21 protein-coding genes, 2 tRNA genes and 1 pseudogene are annotated in these 25274 nt (G+C 74.4%); 6 read left to right on the forward strand and 18 right to left on the reverse strand.

Annotation, left to right across the window (positions count from 1 at the left end; translation table 11 throughout):
- Positions 1–111 precede the first annotated feature (111 nt).
- The 6 genes from MY520_RS22240 to MY520_RS22265 form a co-directional block, all read right to left on the reverse strand.
- A complete protein-coding gene (locus MY520_RS22240; RefSeq protein ID WP_436694752.1) occupies positions 112–1509 on the reverse strand; it encodes a sugar transferase in 1398 nt (465 codons plus the stop codon).
- 281 nt (positions 1510–1790) lie between these two features.
- A complete protein-coding gene (pth, locus tag MY520_RS22245; RefSeq protein ID WP_436694753.1) occupies positions 1791–2378 on the reverse strand; it encodes an aminoacyl-tRNA hydrolase in 588 nt (195 codons plus the stop codon).
- Positions 2379–2431: 53 nt separating this feature from the next.
- Positions 2432–3124: a 50S ribosomal protein L25/general stress protein Ctc gene (locus MY520_RS22250; RefSeq protein ID WP_436694754.1), complete on the reverse strand. Its 693-nt coding sequence runs from the start codon at positions 3122–3124 to the stop codon at positions 2432–2434.
- Between the two features lie 347 nt (positions 3125–3471).
- Positions 3472–4452, reverse strand: a complete 981-nt coding sequence (locus MY520_RS22255; RefSeq protein ID WP_436694755.1) for a ribose-phosphate diphosphokinase — start codon at positions 4450–4452, stop codon at positions 3472–3474.
- A gap of 38 nt (positions 4453–4490) precedes the next feature.
- The gene (gene glmU, locus MY520_RS22260) at positions 4491–5960 is read right to left on the reverse strand and encodes a bifunctional UDP-N-acetylglucosamine diphosphorylase/glucosamine-1-phosphate N-acetyltransferase GlmU (RefSeq protein WP_436694756.1); all 1470 of its coding nucleotides are present in this window, start codon (positions 5958–5960) and stop codon (positions 4491–4493) included.
- 35 nt (positions 5961–5995) lie between these two features.
- A tRNA-Gln gene (locus MY520_RS22265) sits at positions 5996–6068 on the reverse strand.
- A 196-nt stretch (positions 6069–6264) separates the two neighbouring features.
- Here MY520_RS22265 and MY520_RS22270 point away from each other — a divergent pair.
- A complete protein-coding gene (locus tag MY520_RS22270; protein ID WP_436694757.1) occupies positions 6265–7254 on the forward strand; it encodes an acyl-CoA desaturase in 990 nt (329 codons plus the stop codon).
- Positions 7255–7292: 38 nt separating this feature from the next.
- Positions 7293–7907 (forward strand): TetR/AcrR family transcriptional regulator, encoded by a 615-nt coding sequence (locus MY520_RS22275; RefSeq protein WP_436694758.1) that lies wholly within the window; start codon positions 7293–7295, stop codon positions 7905–7907.
- Between the two features lie 6 nt (positions 7908–7913).
- On the opposite strand, the gene MY520_RS22280 is transcribed toward MY520_RS22275, so the two are convergent.
- The 8 genes from MY520_RS22280 to MY520_RS22315 form a co-directional block, all read right to left on the reverse strand.
- Positions 7914–8879 (reverse strand): 4-(cytidine 5'-diphospho)-2-C-methyl-D-erythritol kinase, encoded by a 966-nt coding sequence (locus tag MY520_RS22280; protein WP_436694759.1) that lies wholly within the window; start codon positions 8877–8879, stop codon positions 7914–7916.
- A complete protein-coding gene (gene rsmA / locus MY520_RS22285) occupies positions 8876–9601 on the reverse strand; it encodes a 16S rRNA (adenine(1518)-N(6)/adenine(1519)-N(6))-dimethyltransferase RsmA (RefSeq protein ID WP_436694760.1) in 726 nt (241 codons plus the stop codon). The genes MY520_RS22280 and rsmA overlap by 4 nt, the downstream gene beginning before the upstream one ends.
- A gap of 148 nt (positions 9602–9749) precedes the next feature.
- Positions 9750–10853, reverse strand: coding sequence for a ubiquitin-like domain-containing protein (locus MY520_RS22290; RefSeq protein ID WP_436694761.1), 1104 nt, complete (start codon positions 10851–10853; stop codon positions 9750–9752).
- A gap of 364 nt (positions 10854–11217) precedes the next feature.
- The gene (locus tag MY520_RS22295; RefSeq protein ID WP_436694762.1) at positions 11218–12057 is read right to left on the reverse strand and encodes a hypothetical protein; all 840 of its coding nucleotides are present in this window, start codon (positions 12055–12057) and stop codon (positions 11218–11220) included.
- 52 nt (positions 12058–12109) lie between these two features.
- The gene (locus tag MY520_RS22300) at positions 12110–12997 is read right to left on the reverse strand and encodes a TatD family hydrolase (RefSeq protein WP_436694763.1); all 888 of its coding nucleotides are present in this window, start codon (positions 12995–12997) and stop codon (positions 12110–12112) included.
- A complete protein-coding gene (metG, locus tag MY520_RS22305; protein WP_436694764.1) occupies positions 12994–14796 on the reverse strand; it encodes a methionine--tRNA ligase in 1803 nt (600 codons plus the stop codon). Before metG ends, MY520_RS22300 begins: the two co-directional genes overlap by 4 nt.
- A gap of 33 nt (positions 14797–14829) precedes the next feature.
- Positions 14830–15456 carry a hypothetical protein gene (locus tag MY520_RS22310; protein WP_436694765.1) on the reverse strand — a complete coding sequence of 209 codons (627 nt, stop codon included), beginning with the start codon at positions 15454–15456 and terminating at the stop codon, positions 14830–14832.
- Between the two features lie 105 nt (positions 15457–15561).
- Positions 15562–17067: an amino acid permease gene (locus MY520_RS22315; protein WP_436694766.1), complete on the reverse strand. Its 1506-nt coding sequence runs from the start codon at positions 17065–17067 to the stop codon at positions 15562–15564.
- A 134-nt stretch (positions 17068–17201) separates the two neighbouring features.
- Here MY520_RS22315 and corA point away from each other — a divergent pair, with 134 nt between their 5' ends.
- Both corA and MY520_RS22325 read left to right on the forward strand, forming a co-directional pair.
- Positions 17202–18338 carry a magnesium/cobalt transporter CorA gene (corA, locus tag MY520_RS22320; protein ID WP_436694767.1) on the forward strand — a complete coding sequence of 379 codons (1137 nt, stop codon included), beginning with the start codon at positions 17202–17204 and terminating at the stop codon, positions 18336–18338.
- 162 nt (positions 18339–18500) lie between these two features.
- The gene (locus MY520_RS22325; RefSeq protein ID WP_436694768.1) at positions 18501–19424 is read left to right on the forward strand and encodes a DUF559 domain-containing protein; all 924 of its coding nucleotides are present in this window, start codon (positions 18501–18503) and stop codon (positions 19422–19424) included.
- A gap of 109 nt (positions 19425–19533) precedes the next feature.
- On the opposite strand, the gene rsmI is transcribed toward MY520_RS22325, so the two are convergent.
- A complete protein-coding gene (rsmI, locus tag MY520_RS22330) occupies positions 19534–20373 on the reverse strand; it encodes a 16S rRNA (cytidine(1402)-2'-O)-methyltransferase (RefSeq protein ID WP_436694769.1) in 840 nt (279 codons plus the stop codon).
- Positions 20374–20476: 103 nt separating this feature from the next.
- Here rsmI and MY520_RS22335 point away from each other — a divergent pair, with 103 nt between their 5' ends.
- The gene (locus MY520_RS22335; RefSeq protein WP_436694770.1) at positions 20477–22003 is read left to right on the forward strand and encodes a dolichyl-phosphate-mannose--protein mannosyltransferase; all 1527 of its coding nucleotides are present in this window, start codon (positions 20477–20479) and stop codon (positions 22001–22003) included.
- 54 nt (positions 22004–22057) lie between these two features.
- Positions 22058–22852, forward strand: a complete 795-nt coding sequence (locus MY520_RS22340; protein ID WP_436694771.1) for an enoyl-CoA hydratase/isomerase family protein — start codon at positions 22058–22060, stop codon at positions 22850–22852.
- Positions 22853–22867: 15 nt separating this feature from the next.
- Here MY520_RS22340 and MY520_RS22345 read toward each other — a convergent pair whose 3' ends face one another.
- The 3 genes and pseudogenes from MY520_RS22345 to MY520_RS22355 form a co-directional block, all read right to left on the reverse strand.
- Positions 22868–24649: a PQQ-dependent sugar dehydrogenase gene (locus MY520_RS22345; RefSeq protein ID WP_436694772.1), complete on the reverse strand. Its 1782-nt coding sequence runs from the start codon at positions 24647–24649 to the stop codon at positions 22868–22870.
- A gap of 183 nt (positions 24650–24832) precedes the next feature.
- A tRNA-Ala gene (locus tag MY520_RS22350) sits at positions 24833–24906 on the reverse strand.
- Between the two features lie 67 nt (positions 24907–24973).
- Positions 24974–25274 (reverse strand): annotated as a pseudogene (locus MY520_RS22355) (hypothetical protein); the annotation flags it as partial.

Consider the following 25274-nt stretch of genomic DNA (forward strand, 5'->3'; position numbering starts at 1 on the left):
GGTCGCACGGGTGCCGTCTCTCCCAGGCAGCATCGACGCCGGTCACCCGGTCGTGGAGCGCAGCGCGGTCGCCCTCACCCGCATGGGTCACGCGGGCGAGGGCTGGCGCCCTCAGTAGGCGCCGGAGCGGCTGAGGACGGCGCGGGCGGTCTTGGCGAGGATGAGCGCGTCCATCGCCAGCGACCAGTTCTCCACGTAGCGGAGGTCGAGGCGGACGGCCTCCTCCCACGGCAGGTCGCTGCGGCCGGAGATCTGCCACAGCCCGGTCAGGCCGGGCTTGACCAGCAGCCGGCGGCTGACCGAGGTGTCGTAACGGGCCACCTCCCCGGGCAGCGGTGGCCGGGGCCCGACCAGCGACATGGAGCCGCCGAGGACATTGAACAGCTGGGGCAGCTCGTCCAGCGACAGCCGGCGCAGCAGCCGGCCCACCGGCGTCACCCGCGGATCGACCCGCATCTTGAACAGCAGCCCGTCGGAGATGTTCTCCGCCCGCAGCCCGTCGACCTGGCGGTCGGCGCCGACGACCATGCTCCGGAACTTCAGCATCGTGAAGGCCTGGCCGTTCACGCCGACCCGCTCCTGGCGGTAGAGGACCGGGCCGGGGCTGGTCAGGCGGATCGCCGCCGCGAGGGCCAGCAGCACCGGGGCGAGCGCGACGATCGCGAGCGCGGCGGCGACGCGGTCCAGGCTGCCCTTGACCACGCGCTGCCAGCCGGTGAACCGCGGCTGCTCCACGGTGAGCAGCGGCAGCCCCTCGAGCGGGCGGATGTGCAGGCGGGGGCCGGCGACCTCGACCAGGCCCGGCGCGACGAGCAGCTCGATGCCGGTGCCCTCCAGCTGCCAGGACAGCCGGCGCAGGTACTCGGCGGCGGTCTCGCTGGCCGAGGTGACCGCGATCGTGTCCGCGCCGTGCTCCGCGGCGATGGCCAGGACGTCGTCCAGACCGCCCACGGGGACCGCGGCACCCTGGGCCACCCGCACCCGGTCGTCGGGGGTCACGCAGGCCGCGACGACGTCCAGGCCCGCGTAGTTCTCCCGGCGCACCCGCTGGACCAGCTCCAGGACGGCGGTCCCGCGGCCGACGACGACCACGCGCTTGGTGCACCACCCGCAGGCCCGCAGCCCGCGCAGGGCGCAGCGGGCGGCGAACCGGCCCAGCAGGGTGACGAGGGTGAGACCCGGGACGGCGCCGACGACGAGTGCGCGGCTGAGATCGAGCGCGGCGGCGTAGGAGAGGAAACCGAGCAGCGCGAGGAGGACGAGGCCGGCCTTGCCGACCGCCCGGTACTCGTCGCTGCCGGTGCCGAAGACCCGCTCGGAGTGCGCGCCGACCGCGTGCAGCAGCAGCGGCCACGCGGCGACGAGAGCGAGGACCACCCACGACAGCGCGGCGCCGGAGGTCCATCCCTCCGCCCGGGTGGCGAGGACGAGCGCCCCGGCACCGGCGGCGGCGAGCGCCTCGAAGCCGGTGAGGGCGAGTGAGAAGCGGCCCACCCAGGCCCGGGTCACCGTGCGGAGCCGCGGCGTCGCCGTCCTGGCCCGGACGGCCGAAGCCGTCCCCAGCCGGACCCTGGTGTGGTCGAGTAGCACGGTTCCCCCCGGACGCGCGTGACGGTACGTAGTCGGGAACCGAGTGCGGGAGCCCGGGAACGGGCGGTCCTGCGGGCCTCAGCAGCCCGACTTCGCAGCAACCATCACAGGGCGTCACGACCGGGTCAACGCGCGGGGCGACCGTTCACCCCCATGGGAGCAGGAGTCACCCGGTCGGGGCGGGGAGGGGTGACGGGGCGTCAGGTCCGGGGGTGGACGACGTTCTGCGCGGCCTCGAGCCCGCGGGTGAGGAGCTCCTCGGTCGCGTCGGCCGCCTCGGCCAGCAGCAGGCCGAGCTCCTTGCGCTCGGTGCCGGAGAAGTCCTTGAGCACGAAGTCGGCGGGGTCCTGCCGGCCGGGCGGGCGGCCGATGCCGACGCGCACCCGGAGGTAGTCCTTGGTGCCGGTGGACCGGGTGATCGACCGCAGGCCGTTGTGGCCGCCCTCGCCGCCGCCCCGCTTGAGCCGCACGCAGGAGAACGGGAGGTCGAGCTCGTCGTGCAGCACCACGAGGTCGCAGGCCGGGAGGTGGTGGTAGTCCAGCAGGCCGCGCACCGGCCCACCGGACTCGTTCATGTAGGTGGTGGGGCGGGCCAGCACGACCCGCCGTCCGGCCAGCCGGCCCTCACCGGAGAGCGCGCGGGACCGGGCGCCCTTGCCCGGCGAGAGCCGGATGCCGGCCCGCGCGGCCAGCTCATCGAGCACCATCGCGCCCACGTTGTGCCGGTGGCCGGCGTAGGACGGGCCGGGGTTGCCGAGGCCGACGACCAGGAAGGGGCCCTCGGACACGACCGCGGGGGCCCCGGCATCGCCGGCGCCCCCGCGGGTCGTTGCGTCGCTGCTCAGGGCTGGACGCCGGTGTTCTCGCCGGCGTCGGCCGGGACGGCACCCTCGGTCTCGGAGGTGGCCTCCTCGGTGGGCTCGGTGTGCTCCTCGCGCTCGATGCCGGCCTCGGCCTCGGCCTCGGCCAGCTCGGCCTCGAGGGCCTCGGCGGTCGGGGCGCCCAGGAAGCCGATGACCAGCGCCTCGGCGTCGGTGATCAGCGTCGCGCCGCTGGGCAGCACGAGGTCGCCGGCGGCGATGTTCTGACCGGCGGTGCGGCCGGTGATGTCGACCTCGATGGCCTCGGGCAGCTTCGTGGCGTCGGCCTCGATGGCGACCGTGTTCAGCTGGTGGTTCGGGATCGAGTCGATGCCGGGCTCGCCGACGACGACGATCGGGACCTCGACGGTCGTCCGCTCACCGCGGCGCACGAGCAGCAGGTCGACGTGCTCGTGCTGGCGGGTCAGCGGGTCGCGCTGCACGGCCTTGGTCAGCGCCAGCTCCTCCTTGCCGTCGAGGACGACGGTCAGCAGGGCGTTGGCGCCGCCGTTGCGCAGCGCCGCGGCGAACTCGCGGGCCGGCAGGGACAGGTGCACGACGTCCTGGCCGTGCCCGTAGAGGACGGCGGGGATGCGGCCGGCCCGGCGGGTGCGGCGGGCGCCGCCCTTGCCGAACTCGGTGCGGGACTCGGCGACGAGGCGGAAGTCAGCCACGGTGGTGTGCTCCTCGAGAGGTGGTCGGTGTCGGTGGCCGGCACACGGCGCGGCACACCCCACCTGGAGGCACACGCACGTCGATCACGGAGTACGGAGGAACCGTCTCCCTCGCCGGGCAACCACCCCAGGATACCCGACGCCCCCACCCGGACTTTCGGCGCGGAAAGTCCGCAATGGGCCGACCCGCAGCGGCGAGATCCGCTGACCCCGTCGGGGACGGCACGGACCCGGAGTGGACCGGCCGCGGGGGTCCGGAGGACCTCCCGGCCGGGACACGGGAGGGGCTCAGCGCACCAGGGGGACGGCACCTGGCCGCGGTGTCGTCCGGTAGGACGACGATGTGCTCAGCTCGCGCCGTCGAAGAGGCTGGTGACCGAGCCGTCCTCGAAGACCTCCTTGATCGCCCGGGCGAGCAGCGGGGCGATGGAGAGCACGGTGAGCTTGTCGAACTGGCGGGCCGACTCGATCGGCAGCGTGTTGGTCACGATGACCTCGCTGACCTGGCTGTTCTTCAGCCGGTCGACGGCCGGGCCGGAGAGGACGCCGTGGGTGGCGGTGACGATGACGTCGGCGGCGCCGGCCTCGAACAGCGTCTCGGCGGCCTTCACGATCGTGCCGCCGGTGTCGATCATGTCGTCGACCAGGATGCAGGCCCGGCCGGCGACGTCACCGACGACGCGGTTGGCCTTGACCTCGTTGGGCTTCATCGGGTCGCGGGTCTTGTGGATGAAGGCCAGCGGGACGCCGCCCAGCTTGTCGGTCCAGCGCTCGGCGACGCGCACCCGGCCGGAGTCCGGCGAGACGACGGTGATGTCGCGGTCGCCCCACCGCTGGCAGACGTGCGACACCAGCAGGTCGAGGGCGAAGAGGTGGTCGACCGGGCCGTCGAAGAAGCCCTGGATCTGTGCGGTGTGCAGGTCGACGGTCATGAGCCGGTCGGCGCCGGCGGTCTTGAACAGGTCGGCGACCAGCCGGGCGGAGATCGGCTCGCGGCCGCGGTGCTTCTTGTCCTGCCGGGCGTAGGGGAAGAACGGGGCGACGACGGTGATCCGCTTGGCCGAGGCGCGCTTGAGCGCGTCGACCATGATCAGCTGCTCCATGAGCCAGGTGTTCAGCGGCGCGGTGTGACTCTGCACCACGAAGGCGTCGCAGCCGCGTACCGACTCCTCGAACCGGACGAACAGCTCGCCGTTGGCGAACTCGTAGGCCGCCGTCGGCGTCGGCGACACCCCGAGGTGGCCGGCGATCTCGTCGGTCAGCTCCGGATAAGCCCGCCCGGAGAACAGCATCAGGCTCTTGCTGGTGGCTTGCCGGATGGCGCTCATCGGCTCTGTTACCCCTGGTGGTCGAAATCCGCCGCCGTCTACTCGGACCCCCTGGTCCCAGTGTCGGTCGCTGTCCCGGCTGCTGCATCCCTGGCCGCCTCGGCGGCCTTCGCGGCGGCCGTTCCGGGCCGCCGCCGTGCCACCCAGCCTGCCACATTGCGCTGCGTGGCCCGCGCCACGGCCATGGCCCCCGGGGGCACGTCCGAGGTGATCACCGAGCCGGCGGCGGTGTAGGCGCCGTCCCCGATCGTGACCGGTGCCACGAACATGTTGTCGGCTCCGGTCCGCGCGTGGCTGCCGATCGTGGTGTGGTGCTTGTGCACGCCGTCGTAGTTGACGAAGACGGTGGCCGCGCCGATGTTCGAGCCCTCGCCGATCGTGGCGTCGCCGACGTAGGACAGGTGCGGCACCTTCGAGCCGGCGCCCACCTCGGCGTTCTTCGTCTCGACGAAGGTGCCGACCTTCGCGCCGGCGTGCAGCCGGGTGCCGGGGCGCAGGTAGGCGAACGGCCCGACCGAGACGTCGGGGCCGATCTCCGCCCCGACGCAGTGCGCCCGGACGACGCTGGCGCCCTCCCCCACCGCGGTGTCCACCAGCGTGCTGTCCGGCCCGACGACCGCGCCGGAGGCCACCGACGTCGTCCCCTGCAGCTGGACGCCCGGTTCGAGCAGCGCGTCCGGCCCGACGGTGACGGTGACGTCGACCCAGGTGGTGGCCGGGTCGACGACCGTGACGCCGGAGCGCATGAGCTCGTCGAGCACGCGCTCGTTCAGCGTGCGCCGGCGGGCGGCGAGCTCCCGCCGGTCGTTGCAGCCGAGCACGTCGACCGGGTCCGCGGCACGCTCGCCGCCGACACGGGCACCCTCGGCGACGAGCAGGCCGAGGACGTCGGTCAGGTACTGCTCGCCCTGGTCGTTGGCCGCACCGACCCGGTCCAGTGCCCGGCGCAGCGCGGCCGCGTCGCCGACGTAGACGCCGGCGTTCACCTCGCGGATCGCCCGCTGCGCGTCGGTCGCGTCCCGCTCCTCCACGATCGCCAGCACCCCGCCGTCCTCGGCCCGCACGATCCGGCCCAGCCCCGTGGGCTCGTCGACCTCGGCGGTCAGGACGGTGAGCACGTTGCCCGCGGCGGTGTGCGCGTCGACCAGCGCGCCGATGGTCTCCCGGCGCAGCAGCGGGGCGTCGCCGTTGACCAGCAGCACCGGCCCCTCCAGGTCCGGGACGGCGGCCAGCGCGACGGCGGCAGCGTGCCCCGACCCGTTCTGCTCCTCCTGCACCACCGGCCGGGCCCCCGGCGCGGTCGCGGCCAGGTGCTCGGCCACCGTCTCCCGTCCGGCGCCGACGACCACGAGGGTGTGCCGGGCCGCCAGCGGCTCGACGGCGGCCAGCACGTGGCCGAGCATGCTGCGCCCGCCGAGCGGGTGCAGGACCTTGGGCAGCGCCGACTTCATCCGGGTGCCCTGGCCAGCGGCGAGGACGACGACGGCGGCGACGTTCGGGTGGGTCACGGATCTCCTCGTGCCTGGGGCTCGGGTCGGCGTTGCTGGGGGACTCGGACTCGAACCGAGACTTCCCGGCTCCAAAGGCCGGCGGGCTGCCGATTACCCCATCCCCCACTGCGGCGTCACGGACGCCGGCCGGCGTCCCCCTGGAGACTAGGACGCGCGCCGGGCCCGGGCACCGGTCACCTCGGGAGACCACCCGTCCGCTCGACGGGCGCGGCTCCCTACGGTCACGTAGGTTACGGCCTCGAACCCCCGGCACCTGCGGCGCCAGCCCATGCGCCCTGCCGGGCCCGTCCCTGGAGGTCGCTTGTCCGCTCCCGCTCGCACGAGGCCCACCGCTCCGGTGCGCCCCACCGCCGACCCGGACTCCGGGCTGCCGGCGAACGCACTGGGCAAGGAGAAGGGCGCGGTCGAGCAGATCACGCTCTACGTGTTCGTCGTCGTGCCGTTCCTGGCGCTGGCCGCCGTCGTCCCCGCCGTGTGGGGCTGGGGCCTGTCCTGGCTGGACGTCGGTCTGGCGGTCGGCTTCTACTTCCTGACCCTGCTCGGGGTCACGGTCGGCTACCACCGGCACTTCACGCACGGCTCGTTCAAGGCCAACCGGCCGCTGCGCATGGCGCTGGCGATCGTGGGCTGCATGGCGATCCAGGGTCCGGTCGTGCAGTGGGTCGCCGACCACCGCCGGCACCACGCCTTCTCCGACCGCGAGGGCGACCCGCACTCGCCATGGCGGTACGGCACCGACACCCGGGCGCTGCTCAAGGGCATGTGGCACGCGCACCTCGGCTGGCTGTTCGACCGCCGGCAGACCAACCCGGAGCGGTACGCCCCCGACCTGCTCAGGGACGCCGCCCTGCGCCGCACCAGCCGGCTGTTCGTCGTCTGGGCCTTCCTGAGCCTGGCCCTGCCGGCCGCGATCGGCGGTCTGGTGACCGGCGGCTGGGCCGGCGCGTGGACGGCGTTCTTCTGGGCCGGCCTGGTGCGGGTGGCGCTGCTGCACCACGTCACCTGGTCGATCAACTCGGTGTGCCACGTCGTCGGCACCCGGCCGTTCGCCTCGCGGGACCGCGCGACCAACTTCTGGCCCCTGGCGATCCTCAGCGGCGGCGAGTCGTGGCACAACCTGCACCACGCCGACCCCACCTGCGCCCGGCACGGCGTGCTGCGCGGGCAGGTCGACATGAGCGCCCGCGTCATCTGGCTGTTCGAGAAGCTCGGCTGGGCGCGCGACGTCAAGTGGCCCGACCCCGTCCGGCTCGCCGCCAAGCGGCGGGCCGCCGCGACGGCCACACCCTGACCGGCTCCCCCGGCGGCGCGTCGCGCCGCCGGGTGCGGATGACCGGCGCCGAGCGGCGCCGGCAGCTGCTCGACGTCGGGCGCGAGCTGTTCGCCCAGCGCGGCTACGAGGCGACCTCCATCGAGGAACTCGCCGCCCGCGCCGACGTCAGCAAGCCGGTCGTCTACGAGCACTTCGGCGGCAAGGAGGGGCTGTACGCGGTCGTCGTCGACCGGGAGATGCAGCGGCTGCTCGACCGCTTCACCACGGCGCTGGCCGCGGGGGGCACACCGCGCCAGCTGCTCGAGCGGGCGGCACTGGTCCTGCTCGACTACATCGAGGAGGACACCGACGGCTTCCAGGTGCTCAGCCGCGACTCGCCGCCGACCAGCCGGGGCACCTACTCGTCGCTGATCGGCGAACTGGCCGGGAAGGTCGAGCACATCCTCGCCGCCCAGTTCGACGCCCGCGGGTACGACCCCCGGCTCGCCGAGCTCTACAGCCAGGCACTGCTGGGCATGGTGGCGCTGGTCGGGCAGTGGTGGCTCGACCACCGCTGGCCGGACAAGCAGGAGGTCGCCGCGCACCTGGTGAACCTGGCCTACCACGGCCTGGCGCACCTCGACCCGCACCCGGTCCTGCTGGCCGAGCCGCCGGCCCGCCCGGCGTCCTGAGGTCGGTCAGCCGACCAGGCGCGCGCCGGGCACCGGACCGTGCACGGCCCGCACGGTGCGGAACACACCCTCCCCGGCCAGCTGGGCCGTCAGCCGCACCGCCGCCTCCTCGTCCTCGGCGAGCGCGGCCACCGTCGGCCCGGAGCCGCTGACGATCGCCGCCGGCGCGCCGGCTCCGGTGGCCGCGCGCAGGGCCCGCCGCAGGGCCGGCCGCAGCGACAGCGCCGGGCCCTGCAGGTCGTTGGAGAGGGCGGCGGCGAGGGCGGACACCGGCCCGCTGCGCAGGGCCGCGATGACCGGCTCGGGGGCGGCCGGCTCGGTGCCGTCGGGCACCCGGTCCTCGGCCCGCAACCGGTCGAGCTCGGCGTAGACCGCCGGCGTCGACAGCCCCTCGCCGGCGATGCCGAGCACCCAGTCCCAGCGGCGGCGGGCCAGCACCGGCGAGAGCCGCTCCCCGCGTCCGGAGCCGAGGGCGATGCCGCCCTGCAGGCTGAACGGGACGTCGCTGCCCAGCTCCGCGGCGAGGGCGGACAGCTCGCCGCGGGTGGCGTGGGTGCCCCACAGTGCGTCCAGGGCCACCAGCGCCGCGGCCGCGTCGGCACTGCCGCCGGCCAGGCCCGCGGCCGCCGGGATCGACTTGTCGATGGTGATGGTCGCCTCGGCCGGCACCCCGGCGCGCTCGGCGAGCAGCTCGGCGGCCCGCCAGACGAGGTTGCGGCGGTCGGCCGGGACGGCGTCCGGGCCGCTTCCCGTCGTCCCCTCGCCGGTGACGGTGAGCGCCAGCCCGTCCCCGGGGCGCACGGTCACGGTGTCGAACAGCGAGACGGCCAGGTAGACCGTGCGCAGCTCGTGGAAGCCGTCGGCGCGCAGCGGGCCGACGGCGAGGTGCACGTTGACCTTCGCCGGCGCCCGTGCGGCGACCGCGCCGTCCCCGGCCAGGCGACCAGGACCCCCGGGCGACGACCAGCTCACGTCGCCGCCTGCGTCGCTGCCAGGCGGGCGAAGTCGGTGACCGACAGCTGCTCGCCGCGGGTGGTGGGCTCGATCCCCGCCGCCCGCAGCCGCTCCTCCGCGGCCGCGGGGCTGCCGGCCCAGCGGGCCAGCGCCGCGCGCAGCCCCTTGCGGCGCATGCCGAAGGCGGCGTCGACGACCGCGAAGGTGGCCGCGCGGTCCCCCGGCGGCGGCGGCCGCCGCACCAGCGCCACCAGCCCGGAGTCGACCTTGGGCTCGGGCCAGAACACCCGGCGGCCGACGGAGCCGGCCCGCCGCACCTCGCCGTACCAGGCCGCCTTCACCGACGGCACGCCGTAGGCGCCGCTGCCCGGCGCGGCGGCCAGCCGCTCGGCGACCTCGGCCTGCACGAGGACCAGCGCGCGGCGCAGCGTCGGCAGCAGCTCGAGCAGGTGCAGGAGGACGGGCACCGCCACGTTGTACGGCAGGTTGGCCACCAGTGCGGTGGGAGCCGGCCCGGGAACTCCGGTGATCCGCAGCGCGTCGGCCTCGACGACGGTCAGCCGGCCGGCCACCGCCGGCGCACGCTCGGCCACGGTGCGCGGCAACCGGTCCGCCAGGCGCGGGTCGATCTCGACGGCGGTCACGTGCGCGACGGCGGGCAGCAGGGCCAGGGTGAGCGAGCCGAGGCCCGGCCCGACCTCCAGGACGACGTCGTCCGGGGTCAGCTCGGCGGTGCGCACGATCCGCCGGATGGTGTTGGCGTCGTGCAGGAAGTTCTGGCCGAGGCTCTTGGTCGGACGCAGCTCGAGCTGCTGGGCCAGGTCGCGGATCGCGGCCGGGCCCAGCAGCCCGTCGGTCGGCTCGGGAGGGGGAGTCAGGAGGAGCCGATCAGCCGAACAGCCGGGAGCCGCAGTGCGGCCACTGGCCGGCGCCCGAGCGCTGGTAGAGCAGCTGCGCGCGGTAGGTCTGCTCGTCGGCGGAGGCGGCCGAGGGGACCCCGGTGCCGCCCACGGCGCTCCACGTCGCCTGCGAGAACTGGTAGAGGCCGTGGTACTTGCCCGTGGAGCTCACCGCGTTGGGGCGGCCGCCGGACTCGCACTGCGCCAGCGCGGCCCAGTTGAGGCCGTCGGCGGACGGCGCGTTGCCACTGGACGCCGCGGGGCGCTCCTTGGTGCCGACGGTGACCAGCTCGTCGACCGGCTGGCGGGTCACGGTGGTGCTGAGCTGCTCGCGGGCGGTCTCGACGCCGTCCACCACGGTGACCCGGAAGGTGGTGGCCTGCTCGCCGTCCACGCCCGGCTGGGTGACGGTCTCGTCGCCCTCGAGGACGTTGGGGTCCTCGGTCTCGACCGTGTTGTGGCCGATGGCGGTGGTCTCGGTGACCTCGTTGACCTGGACGCGGAAGACCTGCAGCCGCATCCCGTTCATGAGTGCCTGCTCGGGGTAGAGGCTCGTGCGGTCGGTGGCGCCGAGGGTGACGCCCTGCTCGGCGAGCAGGTCGCCGGCGGTGGCGGCGGTGGTGGTCACGACGAGCTGCCGGCCGTCGACCAGCAGGGTGACGTCCTTGGGGGTGCTGATCGACAGCGCCATGCCGTCGAGCGGGAGGCGCTCGCTGCGGCTGGCGGAGACGACGAGGTCCGCGGCGCGGTAGCCGAGCTGCTCGAGGGCCTCGTCGACCGACAGCGCGGTCACGTAGACCTCGCTCTCGACGCCGTCCACGGTCAGGCGCAGCGGCCGGGCGCGGTTGACCACGACGGTGTCGCCGTCGGCCACGGTGGCACCGGCGTCGGGGAGGACGACGTCGTGCGACCGGGTCTCGAGGCCCTCCTCCTCGAGCACCTCGCCGACCGTGCCGGCGTAGGTGCTGACCTCACGCGCCTGCCCGTCGACGGTCAGCGTCAGGGACTTCTGGGCGGCGAAGTAGGCCAGGGAGCCGCCCACCAGTCCGAGCAGGACGAGGGCGAAGAGGGCGAGCTTCAGCGATCGGGGCACGACACTTCCACGGGGTCACGGGACCCGGGCAGAGGAGGCCGCGCAGGAGCCCACCGGCAGGCGGGCACCGAGCGCGTCCCCGGCTCGAACGGCAGTCGACCGGGAGCTCAGCGCTCCCGGTCGCGGTGCCGTCCGGGTCGGTCCCCACCCCGGCTGGTCACGACACGATAACGAACACGGTGCGTCTTGCACCGGTGCGCAGCGAGTGAAGCAGAGGAGCGTCCTGTCGACTTGTGGACGCGCCGACACTCTCCGTGTGCGCCGGGCCGCGTGGGGCGGGTGTGACAGTTGCGCAGCGTGAGGCGGGAGGGGTGACCAACCCCACAGTGTGGCGAAGACCGCTCAGGGGCAGAACACCCGGCCGCTACCCGGCGAGGGCGCGGTCGTTCGAGCGGATCGGCCGCAGCCAGGTGACCAGGAAGACGGCGACCGCCAGGCCCGCGGCCAGCGAGGCGAACCCGCCCGCGACGAGCGCGACGGGCAGCAGGTCGAACCCGTCGGTGACCCGGTCCCCCAGGTCGATGCCGGCCGCCAGGAGGAGCGTGCCGAGCGGCAGCAGGGCGAGGACGCTCGTGGCGGCGGTGACCAGGTGCGTCGTCCAGGTGCGCAGCGCCTCGTCGACCGGGACGTCGGCGCCCTCGGCCGGCACCGGGCGGACGAGCACCCGCAGCAGCGCCACCTCGGCCAGCACCCAGGTCGCCGCCGGCACCACGATCGCGACCCAGCCGACCGAGTCGGGCAGGTTGTCCTGCTGCCACATCAGGACGGCGGTGACCAGCTCGGCGGCCATCACCACGCGCATCGACCAGAGCAGGAACAGGGAGATCTGCTCCGAGCGGCGCGGCCGGCGGGCCGCCGTGCCGGTGCGCCACCGCGGGCGCGGGCGGGTCGCCTCGGCGAGCACGACGCCGGTCAGCAGCCCGATCGCCAGCGCCGGCGCCCACAGGAACACCGAGGCCTCGCCGAACAGCACGACGCTGACCACGATGCCGACGACGCCGAGCAGGAACCCAAACCGGCGGACCCGGCGACCGTGCTGCGCCTGACGCCGCAGCGTGGCGCTCCCCTCCGGGGTCGGGACGGCGAACTCGACGGCCGCCGCGGCCACCGCCCGGTGGCCCGCGGCCTGCGCCCATGCCCGGGCCAGCAGGACACCCGGCACCAGGACGGCGATGAACAGCACGACGGCGATGAGGCGACCCACGGCGCCCAGTGTCCACTCTTCCGCCGGGAACGGGAGAGGCTGTGGTCCGTCGTCAGCCGGCGGGCGTCCCGTCCCCGCCCCACGGGCCGAAGACCCGCTCGGCGGTGGCCGTCAGGGCGGCGCACAGCTGGTCGAGCTCCGCGCCGGTCACCTCGGCCAGCGCCCGCACGGTGAGCGGCACGAGACGCGAGGCGTTCGGCCGGCCGCGGTGCGGCATCGGCGTGAGGAACGGTGAGTCGGTCTCGACCAGCAACTGGTCCAGCGGCGTGAGCGCCGCGGCCTCCCGGAGGTAGCCGGCGTTGCCGAAGGTCAGGGTGCCGGCGAAGGAGAGCACGTGACCGCGCTCGACGCAGGCCGTCGCGAACGCGGCGTCCCCGGAGAAGCAGTGGAAGACGGTGTGCTCGGGCGCCCCCTCGTCGTCGAGCACGCGGAGGATCTCCTCGTGGGCGTCGCGGTCGTGGATGACCAGCGCGACGTCCCGCTCCTTCGCGATCCGGATGTGCGCCCGGAACGACGCCTCCTGCGCCGCCCAGCCCTCGGGACCGGTGCGGAAGCGGTCCAGCCCGGTCTCCCCCACCGCGCGCACGCGGGGCAGCGCCGCGAGCCGGTCGATCTCGGCCAGCACGTCGTCGGTGGCCGCTCCGGTCCCCGCCTCGTTCGGGTGGACGGCGACCGCGGCCAGCACGTTCGGGTGCCGGGCCGCGAGCTGCGCCGACCACCGGGACGAGCCGACGTCGACGCCGACCTGGACGAGCCGGGTGACGCCGACGGCCACGGCGGCCGCGATCTCGGCGTCCACCGCGGCCTCGTCGGGCCGCCGGTCGCTGTCGAGGGCGATGTCGAGGTGGGTGTGGCTGTCGACCGCCGGGGACGGCAGCGGCTCCGGGGAGGGCGGCGGCTCGCCCCGCCGGTTGGCGCGGGCGCCGGCCGACCGGCTCACGAGGAGGCTCCGCCGTCCTCCAGGCGGCGCAGCTCGTCGGCGACGATCGACTCGTCGAGCTTGGTGAACACCGGGGTGGGCGGGGCGAGCGGCGTGCCGGCCGACAGCGGCCGGGACGCCCAGACCGCCTGCGCGGCGTCGTAGTCCCCGGTGATGACCGGGTAGGGCGAGCCGTCGTCGAGGTCGGTCACCTCGTCGATCCGCGGGGCCGGCGACCACACACCCGTGCCGCCGAGCAGCTCGTGGATCTTCTGCGCGGAGTGCGGGAGGAACGGGGTCAGCAGCGCGTTGCAGTCGCTGATCGCCTGCAGCGCGGTGTGCAGGACGGTGTCCCGGCGGGCCGGGTCCTCCTTGAGCTTCCACGGCGCCTGGTCGGACAGGTACTTGTTGGCCTCGCCGACCACCCGCATCGCCTCGGCGGCCGCGGCCTTCTGCCGGTTGCGCGCCAGGAGGTCGCCGATCGGCCCGAACGCCGCCTTCGTCGTCGCCAGCAGGGCCTGGTCGGCCTCGGTGAGCTCACCGGGCGTGGGGACGGCGCCGACGTTCTTGGCCGCCATCGACACCGAGCGGTTGACCAGGTTGCCCCAGCCGGCGACCAGCTCGTCGTTGTTGCGGCGGCGGAACTCCGCCCAGGTGAAGTCGGTGTCCTGGCTCTCCGGGCCGGCCGCGGCGATGAAGTAGCGCAGCGCGTCGGCGTCGTAGCGGGCCAGGAAGTCGCGCACGTAGATCACGACCTGGCGGGAGGAGGAGAACTTGCGCCCCTCCATCGTCAGGAACTCGCTGGAGACCACCTCGGTGGGCAGGTTGAGCCGGCCCAGCGAGCCCGGCGTCCCGCCCTTGTCGCCCGCGCCGTTGTAGCCGAGCAGCTGGGCCGGCCAGATCTCGGAGTGGAAGACGATGTTGTCCTTGCCCATGAAGTAGTAGGCGTCGGAGTCCGGCGCCTGCCACCACTGCCGCCACGCCTCGGCGTCCCCGGAGCGGCGGGCCCACTCGATCGACGCGGACAGGTAGCCGACGACGGCGTCGAACCACACGTAGATGCGCTTGTCCGGCCGGTCGCGCCAGCCGTCCAGCGGCACCGGCACGCCCCAGTCGATGTCGCGGGTGTAGCTGCGCGGCTTGAGGTCGTCGAGCAGGTTGACGCTGAAGTTCAGCACGTTGGGCCGCCAGCTCTTCCGCGTGGCCAGCCAGTCGCCCAGCGCTCTCGTGAAGGCCGGCAGGTCGAGGAAGTAGTGCTCCTCCTCGACGAACTTCGGAGTCTCCCCGTTGATCCGGCTGACCGGGTTGATCAGGTCGACCGGGTCGAGCTGGTTGCCGCAGTTGTCGCACTGGTCGCCGCGGGCGCCGTCGTAGCCGCAGATGGGGCAGGTGCCCTCGATGTAGCGGTCGGGCAGGGTGCGGCCGGTGGACGGGCTGATCGCGCCGAGCGTCGTCTGCGGGAAGACGTAGCCGTTCTTCAGCAGCCCCAGGAACATCTCCTGGCTGATCCGGGCGTGGTTGACCGTCGTCGTCCGGGTGAACAGGTCGTAGCTCAGCCCGAGGCTGGCCAGGTCGTTCACGATGATCCGGTTGTTGCGGTCGGCGATCTCCCGCGGGGTGATCCCCTCGGCGTCGGCGGCCACGGTGATCGGCGTCCCGTGTTCGTCGGTGCCGCTGACCATCAGCACCCTGTCCCCCACCATGCGGTGGTAGCGGCTGAAGACGTCGGAGGGGACGCCGAAGCCGGAGACGTGGCCGATGTGCCGCGGGCCGTTGGCGTAGGGCCAGGCCACGGCCGTCAGGATGTGCCGATCACTCACGCGTCCGAGGGTACGGAGGGGGGTCCAGCCGGTTCAGGGGCGGCTGGTGCCCGCCGTCGCCGGCGCGTCGCTCGCGGTGCCCGGGGCCGGCGTGCTGAGCGCGACGGTGCAGAGCGCCAGCCCGATGACGGCCAGCGTGGCGGCGCGCAGCACCGGCCGCGCCGGACCGGTCTCGGAGCGGTCGGCCGGGACCGGCGGTCCCTGCGCCGCCCAGGCCAGCGCCGAGGGCGAGCCGGCGAGCAGCAGCTTCCCGACCGGGACGGCGAGGAGCAGCAGGACCAGCGCCGGCAGCGTGGCCGGTGCGACGGCGGGCAGCGGGCCGACGAGGCTGGCCATCAGCAGCACGCCGACGAGGGCCAGCTCGGCGGTGGCGAGACCGGTGAACAGCCGCCGTCCGGACCCGTCGACGAGCAGCGCGCCACCCCCGGCGCACAGCACCACCCACGCGGCCAGGGCGACCAGGACCACCGCCACCAGCGCGCCGGAGGGGCGCAGCGGGGACAGCAGCAGGCCGTCCAGCCCGGTCAGCGCGCCGGCCACCAGGGCCACGGACTCGAGGCCGGCGACGGCGCCGGCCGCCAGCACCGTCACCGGCGGGTGGACCCGCGCGGAGGACGGCGGTGCGCTGGTGGTCCGGGGGTCGAGGACGGTGCTCGCCACGGTGCTGCTCTCCCTGGCCGGGGACGACGGTCACCAGTCGGGTCGGCGCCGGCGGGAGCCGGCTGTACGACCACGGAGGTGCCCCTCACCCCTCCGGAGGAGAGCTCAGGCGCGGGAGATGTCCTTGCCGCCCGTCGACGCCGGGACGCGCTCCCCGGTCGCCATCCGGCTGTGGCCGCGGCCGTAGACGAAGTAGATGACGATCCCGATCAGCATCCACACCAGGAAGCGCAGCCAGGTGTCGACCGGGAGGTTGGCCATCAGCCAGAGGCAGGCCGCGGCGGAGACCCACGGCAGCACCTGGACGAACGGGACCCGGAAGGTCCGCTCGAGGTCGGGCCGGGTGCGCCGCAGCCGCCACACGCCGACCGACACCAGCAGGAACGCGAAGAGCGTGCCGATGTTGACCAGCTCGGCCAGCGCGGTGAGCGGGACCAGGCCGGCCAGGAGCGCGACGACCGCGCCGGTGGCGATGGTGATCTTGTACGGCGTGCCGTAGCGCGGGTGCACACGGGCCAGCCCGCCCGGCAGCAGGTGGTCCCGGCTCATCGCGAACAGCACCCGCGACTGGCCGAGCATGAGGATCATGACCACCGAGGTCAGGCCGGCCAGCGCACCGAGGGAGATGACGCTGGAGAAGAACGTCAGCCCGTTGGCGGCGAACGCCCCGGCCAGCGGCGCGTCGGCCGACAGCTCGGTGTACTCCTGCATGCCGACGACGACCAGCGAGACGGCCACGTAGAGCGTGGTGCAGATGGCCAGCGAGCCGATGATCCCGCGCGGGAGGTCCCTGCCCGGGTTGCGCGTCTCCTCCGCCGCCGTCGCGACGATGTCGAACCCGATGAAGGCGAAGAAGACGATCGCGGCGCCGGCCAGCACGCCGCTCCACCCGAAGCTCCCCTGCGCGAAGCCGAGCAGCTGGACGAGCGGGGTGTGCAGCCCGCTCTCCCCCTCGGCCGGCGGCTCGGCCGGCGGGATGAACGGCGAGTAGTTGTCGGCGGAGACGTAGAACAGGCCGACCACGATCACCAGCAGGACGACGGCCAGCTTGATCGCGACGATGACCGCGGTGACCCGCGAGGAGAGCTTGATGCCCAGCACCAGGACGGCGGTCATGGCCAGCGCGATCACCATCGCGGGGATGTTGAAGCTCGCCGTCTCCCCCGCGATCGACGTGGGCAGGGCCATCCCGAGGTCGTCGAGCAGCTGGTTGAGGTAGCCCGACCAGCCCACCGACACCGTCGCGGCGCCCAGCGCCAGCTCGAGGACGAGGTCCCAGCCGATGATCCAGGCGACGAACTCGCCGAAGGTCGCGTAGGAGAAGGTGTACGCCGAGCCGGCGACCGGCACGGTTGAGGCGAACTCGGCGTAGCACAGCGCGGCCAGCCCGCAGACCACGCCGGCGATGACGAAGCTGATCGCCACCGCTGGGCCGGCCTGGTCCCGGGCGACCAGCCCGGTGAGCACGAAGATCCCGGTGCCGATGATGACGCCGACGCCGAAGACGGTGAGGTCGAGGCCGGAGAGGTTCTTCTTGAGCCGGTGCTCGGGTTCGTCGGTGTCGCGGATGGAGTCCTCGACGGACTTGACCCGGCGCGTGTTCGCGGCCACGGCGTCCCCTCCCGGCGGGCCGGCGTCCGGCCGGCGGAGCTCGACCTGGGCAGCGTCGCACGGTCGTGGACAGGCTGCATGCCTACGCTGGCAAGCCGGTCGACCCGGACGGGCGACCCGGGAGAGGAGAGCGGATGACCGGCACCGAGACCCCGCGCGGTGCGTCCGGGGGGCTGCCGGCCGAGCCAACGACCCTCCGCCCCGGCCAGTCCGAGCCACCGACGCTCCGCCCCCGCCCGGCCGGCCCGCCGCGCACGACGCCGTCCCGGGCCGAGGGGCTCAGCCCGGTCGTCGACTGCGGGATCTACGTCGACGGCCGCCGCCAGGACCCGGTCCACCCGCACGACGCGCTGCGCGAGGCGACCGAGCGGGGCGGCTTCGTCTGGCTGGGGCTGTACGCGCCGACCGAGGTGGAGCTCGGCGCGATCGCCGAGCGGTACGGCCTGCACCCCCTCGCCGTCGAGGACGCCGTCTACGCCCACCAGCGCCCCAAGCTCGAGCGGTACGACGACGGCCTGTTCATGGTGCTCAAGACCGCGACGTACGTGGAGCACGACCGGCTCACCGCGACCAGCGAGGTGGTCGACACCGGCGAGGTGATGGTGTTCCTCGGCCCGCACTACGTGATCACGGTCCGGCACGGCGAGCACGGGGGGCTGGCCGACCTGCGCCGCAACCTGGAGGAGCAGCGCGAGCTGCTGTGCCTGGGGCCGGCGGCGGTGCTGTACGGCGTAGCCGACCGGGTGGTCGACGACTTCGTCGACGTCGCGAGCCAGGTGGAGGAGGACGTCGACGAGCTGGAGGCGTCGGTGTTCAGCGACCGGCGCTCCGACGACATCGGCCGGCTGTACCAGCTCAAGCGGGAGCTGATGTCGCTGCGCCGGGCGGTCTCCCCGCTGGAGGTGCCGCTGCAGCGGTTGTCGCAGCGGCAGTTCGAGGTCGTCCCGGAGGCCATGCGCTCGTACTTCCGGGACGTCGAGGACCACGCCATCCGCGTCCGCGACCAGGTCTCCGGCCTCGACGAGCTGCTGACCTCGATCCTGCAGGCCTCGCTGGCGCGCACCTCGCAGGCCGACAACGAGGACATGCGGAAGATCAGCGCCTGGGCCGGGATCATCGCCGTCCCCACGGCCATCGCCGGGATCTACGGGATGAACTTCGAGTACATGCCCGAGCTGACCTGGCGCTTCGGTTACCCGCTGGTGCTGCTGGTGATCCTGACCGCCTGCGTCCTCCTCTACCGCGGCTTCAAGCGCAACGGCTGGCTCTGACCGCGGCAGTCGAGGCATAGGAAGCTATTCGCACGTTCTCCGACCGCAGACGTGGGAAAAGCTTCCTATGCCTCGTGCGGGGCGGTCGTCGGGTCGCACTGCGCTGTCCACAGATCCGGCGGACGTCGCCACGCACGGCCTCCCTTCGGTGAGCCTGCTCGCGTGGATTGGCGTCAGGTGATCTCGGCGGTGTTGGACGAGCACGGCGGGCTGGCGACCCGGCAGGAGCTGCTCGCGCGCGTCCCCGGCAGCGTGCTGGATGGCTACATCGGACGACGCACGCTCATTCGCCTCCTCCCGCACGTCTACCGCGCTGCGGACGGTCGCATGACCGAGGACCTGCTGCTCCGCGCGGCACTGCGTCATGCCGGCCCCGCAGCCGCGCTCAGCCACACGACAGCACTGGCGGTGTGGGGTGTGCTGCCACTGGAACGCCCCCTGCACCTGACGGTCGACCAGTCGATCCGCAGGGCCGGCGCACCCGACCTGATCGTCCACCGGCGCCTGCGGTTCTCGCCCGAGTCGCCGCAGTGCGTCGTCCGCCGCGGCCTGCTGATCACCGATCTGCCCCGTTCGGTCGTCGACGGATGGCCTCTGCTCGCCCCGGCCGACCGGCGGCCCCTGCTGCTCGACGTCATCCGTCAGGGACTGACCACAGCGCTGCACCTCCGGGGGGCTCTGGCGGAGCGACCCAACGTCGGCGGGCACCGGCTGCTCGCCCAGGCGATCGACCTGGCAGAGGACGGCTGCCAGAGCGAATTGGAGGCTCTCGGGGTCCTCGACGTCTTCCGCCACCCGTCCGTCCCACGCAGCGTCGGGCAGCACCGGATCGTGCTGCCGAGTGGAGCGATCCGCCTCGATCGCGCCTGGCCGGAGGTGAAGATCGCCGTCGAGCTCGACGGTGCCCGGCACCACACCTCTCCCGAGGACCGTCGCAAGGACCTCGCACGCGACACCGCGCTGGCCGCACTGGGCTGGGTGGTCTTGCGGTTCACCTACGCCGACGTCCGGCGCGACCCTGACCTCGTGCGGCGGCGGGTCCTCGAGGTCTATGCGACCCGGGCGAGCCAGCTCCGGGTGAGCTGACGCGCTCCGGCGCTTCGCGTGCCGGCCACCCGTCGACCGCGCGGGAATTGGATCCTCTGCCCACGTCGAGGCGGCGCAGACGTGCGTATTGCTTCCTATGCCTGCGACGTCACGGGGACTTGGCGGCGACGACGGCGTCGTAGACGGTGCGGCGCGGCAGGCCGGTCCGGACGACGACGGCGCGGATGGCGTCCTTGCGCGTGGCGCCCGCCGCCTCCTCCGCCGCGACCTCCGCGGCCAGCTCGGCGGGCGAGAGCGGCACCGGTCCGGCCGGCGCCCCGCCGACGACCAGCGTGATCTCGCCCTTCACCCCGTCGGCCGCCCAGTCCGCGAGCTCGGCGAGGGTGCCCCGGCGGACCTCCTCGTGGGTCTTGGTCAGCTCCCGGCAGACGGCGGCGTCGCGGTCGGGCCCGAACGCGCCCGCCGCGTCGGTCAGCGCGTCGGCCAGCCGGTGCGGCGACTCGAAGAAGACCATCGTGCGGCGCTCGTCGGACAGCCCGGCCAGCCGCGACCGCCGCTCCCCGCCCTTGCGCGGCAGGAACCCCTCGAAGCAGAAGCGGTCGACCGGCAGCCCGGACACCGCCAGCGCGGTCGTCACCGCCGACGGTCCGGGCACCGACGTGACCGCCACGCCCGCGTCGATCGCCGCCCGCACCAGCGTGTAGCCGGGGTCGGAGACCGATGGCATCCCGGCGTCGGTGAGCAGGAGCACCGTCTGCCCCTCGGCCAGCGCGGCGAGCAGCCCCGGCAGCCGGGACCGCTCCACCGACTCGTGGAAGGTGACCACCCGGCCGGTCAGCGTCACCTCGAGGTCCTGAGCCAGCCGGTGCAGCCGGCGGGTGTCCTCCACCGCCAGGACGTCGGCACCGGCCATGGCCGCCCGCAGCCGCGGGCCGACGTCCCCGGGCTGGCCCAGCGGCGCCCCACCCAGCACCAGACGTCCCGTCACGCGCCCGAGCCTGTCACGGCCGGAATCGCCGGCCCGCCTGCAGGGGCCCGGCGCGAGCCTGCGAGTGCCGGGGGCAGGGGGGTCCCTTCACTACCCTGGCCCCATGGCGGTGCTGGCTCCCGAGCTGACGGGCCGGGAGCCCGGCGGGGACCGCCCGTCGGCGGTGCGCCGCCGGCCGCTGCCGCGCCCCCGCCGCGACCGGACGCCGCCCCTGCCGGCCGACCCCTGGCTGTCGTGGGCGCTCACCGCGGTGCTCGCCCTGGCCACCGCCGCCGTCCGGCTGTGGCACCTCAGCTATCCCGGCGACCTGCTCTTCGACGAGGCGTACTACCCGCCCGAGGCGCGGGAGCTGCTCGAGTGGGGCCACGAGTACAACCGCGGCTACACGTTCATCGTCCACCCGCCCCTGGGCAAGTGGCTGATCGCCGGCGGCGTCCACCTCTTCGGCTATGACTCGTTCGGCTGGCGGGTCCCCTCGGTGGTCGCCGGCACGGTCACCGTCGTCGTCCTCACCCGGCTCACCCGGCGGCTGACCGGCTCGACGCTGCTGGGCCTGGTCGCCGGCGTGCTCCTGGCGCTGGACGGCGTGGCCTTCACGCTGTCCCGCATCGGCCTGCTCGACGTGTTCCTCCAGGTCTTCGTCGTCTCCGCGGTGGCCTGCCTGGTGGTCGACCGCGACCGGGTGCGCGAGCGGGTCCGGGCCGCGGGCGACCGCGCCGCCGGCGGCTTCGCGCTCGGCCCGCGCGGCTGGCGGCTGGCTGCCGGGTTCCTGCTCGGGTGCGCCTGCGCGGTGAAGTGGAGCGGCATCTACTTCCTGGCGCTGTTCGCCGTCCTCTCGCTGGTGTGGGACCGCGCGGCCTGGCGCGAGGCCGGCGTCCGCCGTCCGACGCTCGTTGCGGCCCGCCGCGGGCTCCCCGGGGCGCTGTGGGCGCTGGCCGCCGTGCCCGTGCTCACCTACCTGGCCGCCTTCACCGGCTGGTTCCTCGGTGAGACGTCGCAGGGCAAGGCGTGGGCGCAGCAGAACCCGGACACGGCCGTCCCGTGGGTCCCGGACGCGCTGCGCTCGCTGTGGCACCAGCACGCCGAGTGGCTGCGGTTCCACAGCGGCCTGTCGACGCCGCACCCCTGGGAGTCGGGACCGTGGACGTGGCTGGTGAACGGCCGGCCGATCCTGCTGTGGAACCCGCAGGGGCTCACCGACTCCGCGGGTGACCAGGTGGTCCGCTACATCTTGATGGTCGGGACGCCGACGCTGTGGTTCGCCTTCGCGCCCGCGCTGGTCTGGCTCGTCTGGCGCCTGGTCGCCCGCCGCGACCCCGCCGCGCTCGTCGTGGCCACCGCCATCGCCGCCGGCTGGGGAGCCTGGTTCCTCAACCCCGAGCGGACGATGTTCGTCTTCTACACGGCTCCGGTCCTGCCGTTCTTCGTGCTCGCCGTCGTCCTCGTCCTGCAGGACGTGCTCGGCCGCCCCGGCGCCGACCCGTGGCGGCGCCAGGTGGGGCTGTCGGCCGTCGCGCTGTACGTGGGGGTCGTCGCCGCGACGTTCGTCTTCTTCTACCCGGTGCTCACCGGGCAGCCGCTGTCGCACGCCGAGTGGCTGGACCGGATGTGGTTCCCCTCCTGGTTCTGAGCAGGCCGCGGCCGCGCCCCCTACGGTGACGGCACCGGCACGGGAGGGACGGCGATGACCAGCGCAGTGCAGCGGCCGCGGGTGCTGACCGGGATCGACGGTGACGTCTGGCGGATCACCCTGGACCGGCCGGAGGCGGGCAACGCCCTCGACCCGGCGATGGCCGAGGAGCTGGCCGCCGCCCTGCGCGACCGCCCGCCGCAGACCCGCACCGTGCTGCTGCTCGGCAACGGCGAGCGGTTCTGCGTCGGCGGCGACATCCAGACCTTCGCCGCGAGCGACGACCTCGGCGGGTACGTCGGCCGGCTCGCGCGCGACTGGCACGAGGTCGTCCGGGCACTGCTGCACTGCCCGGTGCCGGTCGTCACCGGGGTCCAGGGGGCGGTGGCCGGTGCCGGGGTCGGGCTCATCGGCGCCTGCGACGTCGTCGTCTGCGCCCGGTCGACCAAGATCCGGCCGGCCTACGGCGCCATCGGCTTCTCCCCCGACGGCGGCACCTCGTGGGCACTCACCCGGGCACTCGGCGCGCCCCGCGCGCTGGAGCTCATGCTGACCAACGGGGCGCTCACCGCCGCCGAGGCGCACATGTTCGGCCTGGTCGCCCGCCTCGTGGAGGACGAGGAGGTGCACCAGGCGGCGATCGCGCTCGCGCACGCGGTGGCGGCCGGCCCGGTCCGGGCGATGGTCCGCACCCGCGCGCTGGTCCGGCAGGCCGCCGTCCGGACGCTGGACGAGCAGCTGGACGACGAGGCGCGCCTGATCGCCGAGTCCGCGGCCGATCCTGAGGGCCGCGAGGGCGTGCGCGCGTTCATCGAGCGGCGGCCGCCGGACTTCCGCGGCGCCGTCTGACGGGAAGCCGGAACCTCAGACCGCCGTCACCGGGTAGAGGACGAAGGAGGCCCGGGCCTCGGCGCCGGCGCTGTCGGTCGCGGTCACGACGACCTCCATGCGGGTGCCCTCACCGTGGTCGACGAAGGGCCGGGCGTACTCGGGCCCCGTGGAGGACTCGCCGGGGTGGTCGTGGCACAGCCCGGCGCTGCAGTGCACGAGCACCTCGCGCCACCGCACGGTCAGCGGGCCGTCCTCGGCGTCGACCGCCGTCGCCGAGGCCTGCACCAGCTCGCCGGGGACCCACCGCCGGTCGCCCGGCGGCGCGTCGAGCGAGAGCACCGGAGCGGTGTTGCCGGGCACGACGGTCACCGTGGTCGTGTCCGTCGCCCCGCCGGGATCGGTGACCGTGAGCGTCGCGGTCACCGGCTCGGTGCCGGTCCCGGCGTAGGTGTGCACCGCCTGGGCGCCCTCACCGACGGCCCCGTCGCCGAAGTCCCAGCGGTGGGTCAGGGGCTCGCCGTCCAGGTCGCTCGAGCCGCCCCCGTCGAAGGTGACCGTCCTGGTGAGGGCCTCCACCGTGGCCGTGGCCCGCGCGTGCGGCGGGCGGTTGCCCGGCGCGTACACCAGTCGCTGGAGCACGCTGTCGCGGATGTCGGCCCAGACGACGTCCCCGTTCCCGGGGTGCGCGGCGAAGGAGACGGGTGCGCCGTTGTCCGCACCGAAACCGTCGGCCTCCGGCGCCCGCACCAGCCGGCCCTGGTCGTCGTGGCGCAGCGTGTAGACGCGCTGGGAGGAGTAGTCGCCGAAGAAGTAGGCGCCCTGGTACTCGGCCGGGTACGCCGTCCCGGTGTAGACGAGGCCGCCGGTGACCGCGGTTCCGGCCGGTCCGTGCACGTAGGAGTGCAGCGGCGCGGTGTTGGGGACGCCCTGGCAGGCCGGCAGCTCCGAGTAGCCCGCCGTCGGCAGGTCGCCCTCCCAGCACGGCCAGCCGTAGCTCGCCCCGCGACGGACGACGTCCACCTCCTCCCACGTGTTCTGGCCGACGTCGCCGAGCAGGGGGACGCCGGTGACCGGGTCGAGGCTGAACCGGAACGGGCTGCGGAAGCCGCTGGCGTACACCCGGCTCTGCCACGACGACGGGGCGTCCGGGTCGTAGAACGGGTTCTCCGGCACCCCGCTGCCGTCGGGGCGGACGTGCAGCAGCTTGCCGTAGCCGCTGGTGCGGTCCAGGGCCCGCAGCGCCAGCGGGTCGACGATCCGGGGGTCGGCGCTGTCGCCGATCGAGGCCCACAGGGTGTCGTCGTCGTCGGCGACCACGCTGGTCATCGCGTGGGTGTCGGTGCCGGCCGGCAGCTCGAAGAGGACCCGCTCGTCGGCCAGCGCGGTCGGGGCGGCTCCGCCGACGAGGGTCCAGGCGGCCAGCCGCACCGTCCACAGCCCCTCGACCTCCAGGGTGCGCGTCAGGTAGACCGTGTCCGCGTCCGGGGAGACGGCGATGCCCAGCAGCCCGTGGTCGCCGGTGGTCACCACGGACAGCTCGGCGAGCGTCCGGGCCTCCCCGTCCGCTGACACCCACGCCACCCGGCCGTTCTTGCCGGTGGTGAGGTAGCTGCCGTCGGGCAGGAACTCGACGTCGGTGAGGGCCTCGTCCTGGCCGCTGGGCAGCTCCTGGACGACGAACCCACCGGTCAGCGCCGGGATAGCTCCGGCCGGGCCGGCCGTGGCCGCCAGCGTCCCCGCCGCGAGCGCCGCGAGCACGCCCAGGTGCAGGGCGCGGCCGGACCACCGACGGACGACGCTGCCTCGTTGCCGCATGCCGCGCGACGGTGCCGCAGGGCTCGGGCCCGGACAACGCGCCTCGCCGGAGGCCCGCGCCGCTCCGGACGGTCCGGCACTCTGGGTGGTCGGCCGTGCGCGGAGCGACTCCACGGTGGGGACCTCCCACACAGACGACGACGCCCCGCCCGGAGAGCCCGGGCGGGGCGTCGTGCTGTCGGGTGGAGCTGAGGGGATTTGAACCCCTGACCCCCTCGATGCGAACGAGGTGCGCTACCGGTCTGCGCCACAGCCCCTGACGAACCGAGAGCTTACCGTTCGTGCGCTCCGGCGCCGCCACGGGGGCGGCGCCGGAGCGTCGGCTCAGCCGTTGGCGACCTTGCGGGGCTGGTAGACGTCGATGTCGGCGAAGCCGATGTCGTCGTCGTCGAGGCCCACCACGGCGCTGTTCTGCCAGCCGGCCGGCGCCGCGGCGCGGGCGGCGACCACCCGGCCCGGGCGCAGCGGGTGCACCGGAGCCAGGGGCAGGCTCGGGTGCGGCAGGCCGACGGTGTGGTGCACCTCCTCCACCGGGGCGACCGGGGTCTCCACGGGGGCGGCGCGGGGCGCCGCCACCGGGCGGGCGGCGGGACGCGGCTCCGGCCGGCGGGCGGCACGGGCGGCG

Source organism: Geodermatophilus sp. CPCC 205506 (assembly GCF_051383635.1).
Classification (GTDB): domain Bacteria; phylum Actinomycetota; class Actinomycetes; order Mycobacteriales; family Geodermatophilaceae; genus Geodermatophilus.

What these genes read in the sequence shown, in the direction of transcription:
- MY520_RS22345 (WP_436694772.1), bottom strand. Translation starts at nt 24,649, where the DNA reads ATGCGGCAACGAGGCAGCGTCGTCCGTCGGTGGTCCGGCCGCGCCCTG.
- MY520_RS22335 (WP_436694770.1), top strand. Translation starts at nt 20,477, where the DNA reads ATGGCGGTGCTGGCTCCCGAGCTGACGGGCCGGGAGCCCGGCGGGGAC.
- corA (WP_436694767.1), top strand. Translation starts at nt 17,202, where the DNA reads ATGACCGGCACCGAGACCCCGCGCGGTGCGTCCGGGGGGCTGCCGGCC.
- MY520_RS22275 (WP_436694758.1), top strand. Translation starts at nt 7,293, where the DNA reads ATGACCGGCGCCGAGCGGCGCCGGCAGCTGCTCGACGTCGGGCGCGAG.
- MY520_RS22340 (WP_436694771.1), top strand. Translation starts at nt 22,058, where the DNA reads ATGACCAGCGCAGTGCAGCGGCCGCGGGTGCTGACCGGGATCGACGGT.
- MY520_RS22255 (WP_436694755.1), bottom strand. Translation starts at nt 4,452, where the DNA reads ATGAGCGCCATCCGGCAAGCCACCAGCAAGAGCCTGATGCTGTTCTCC.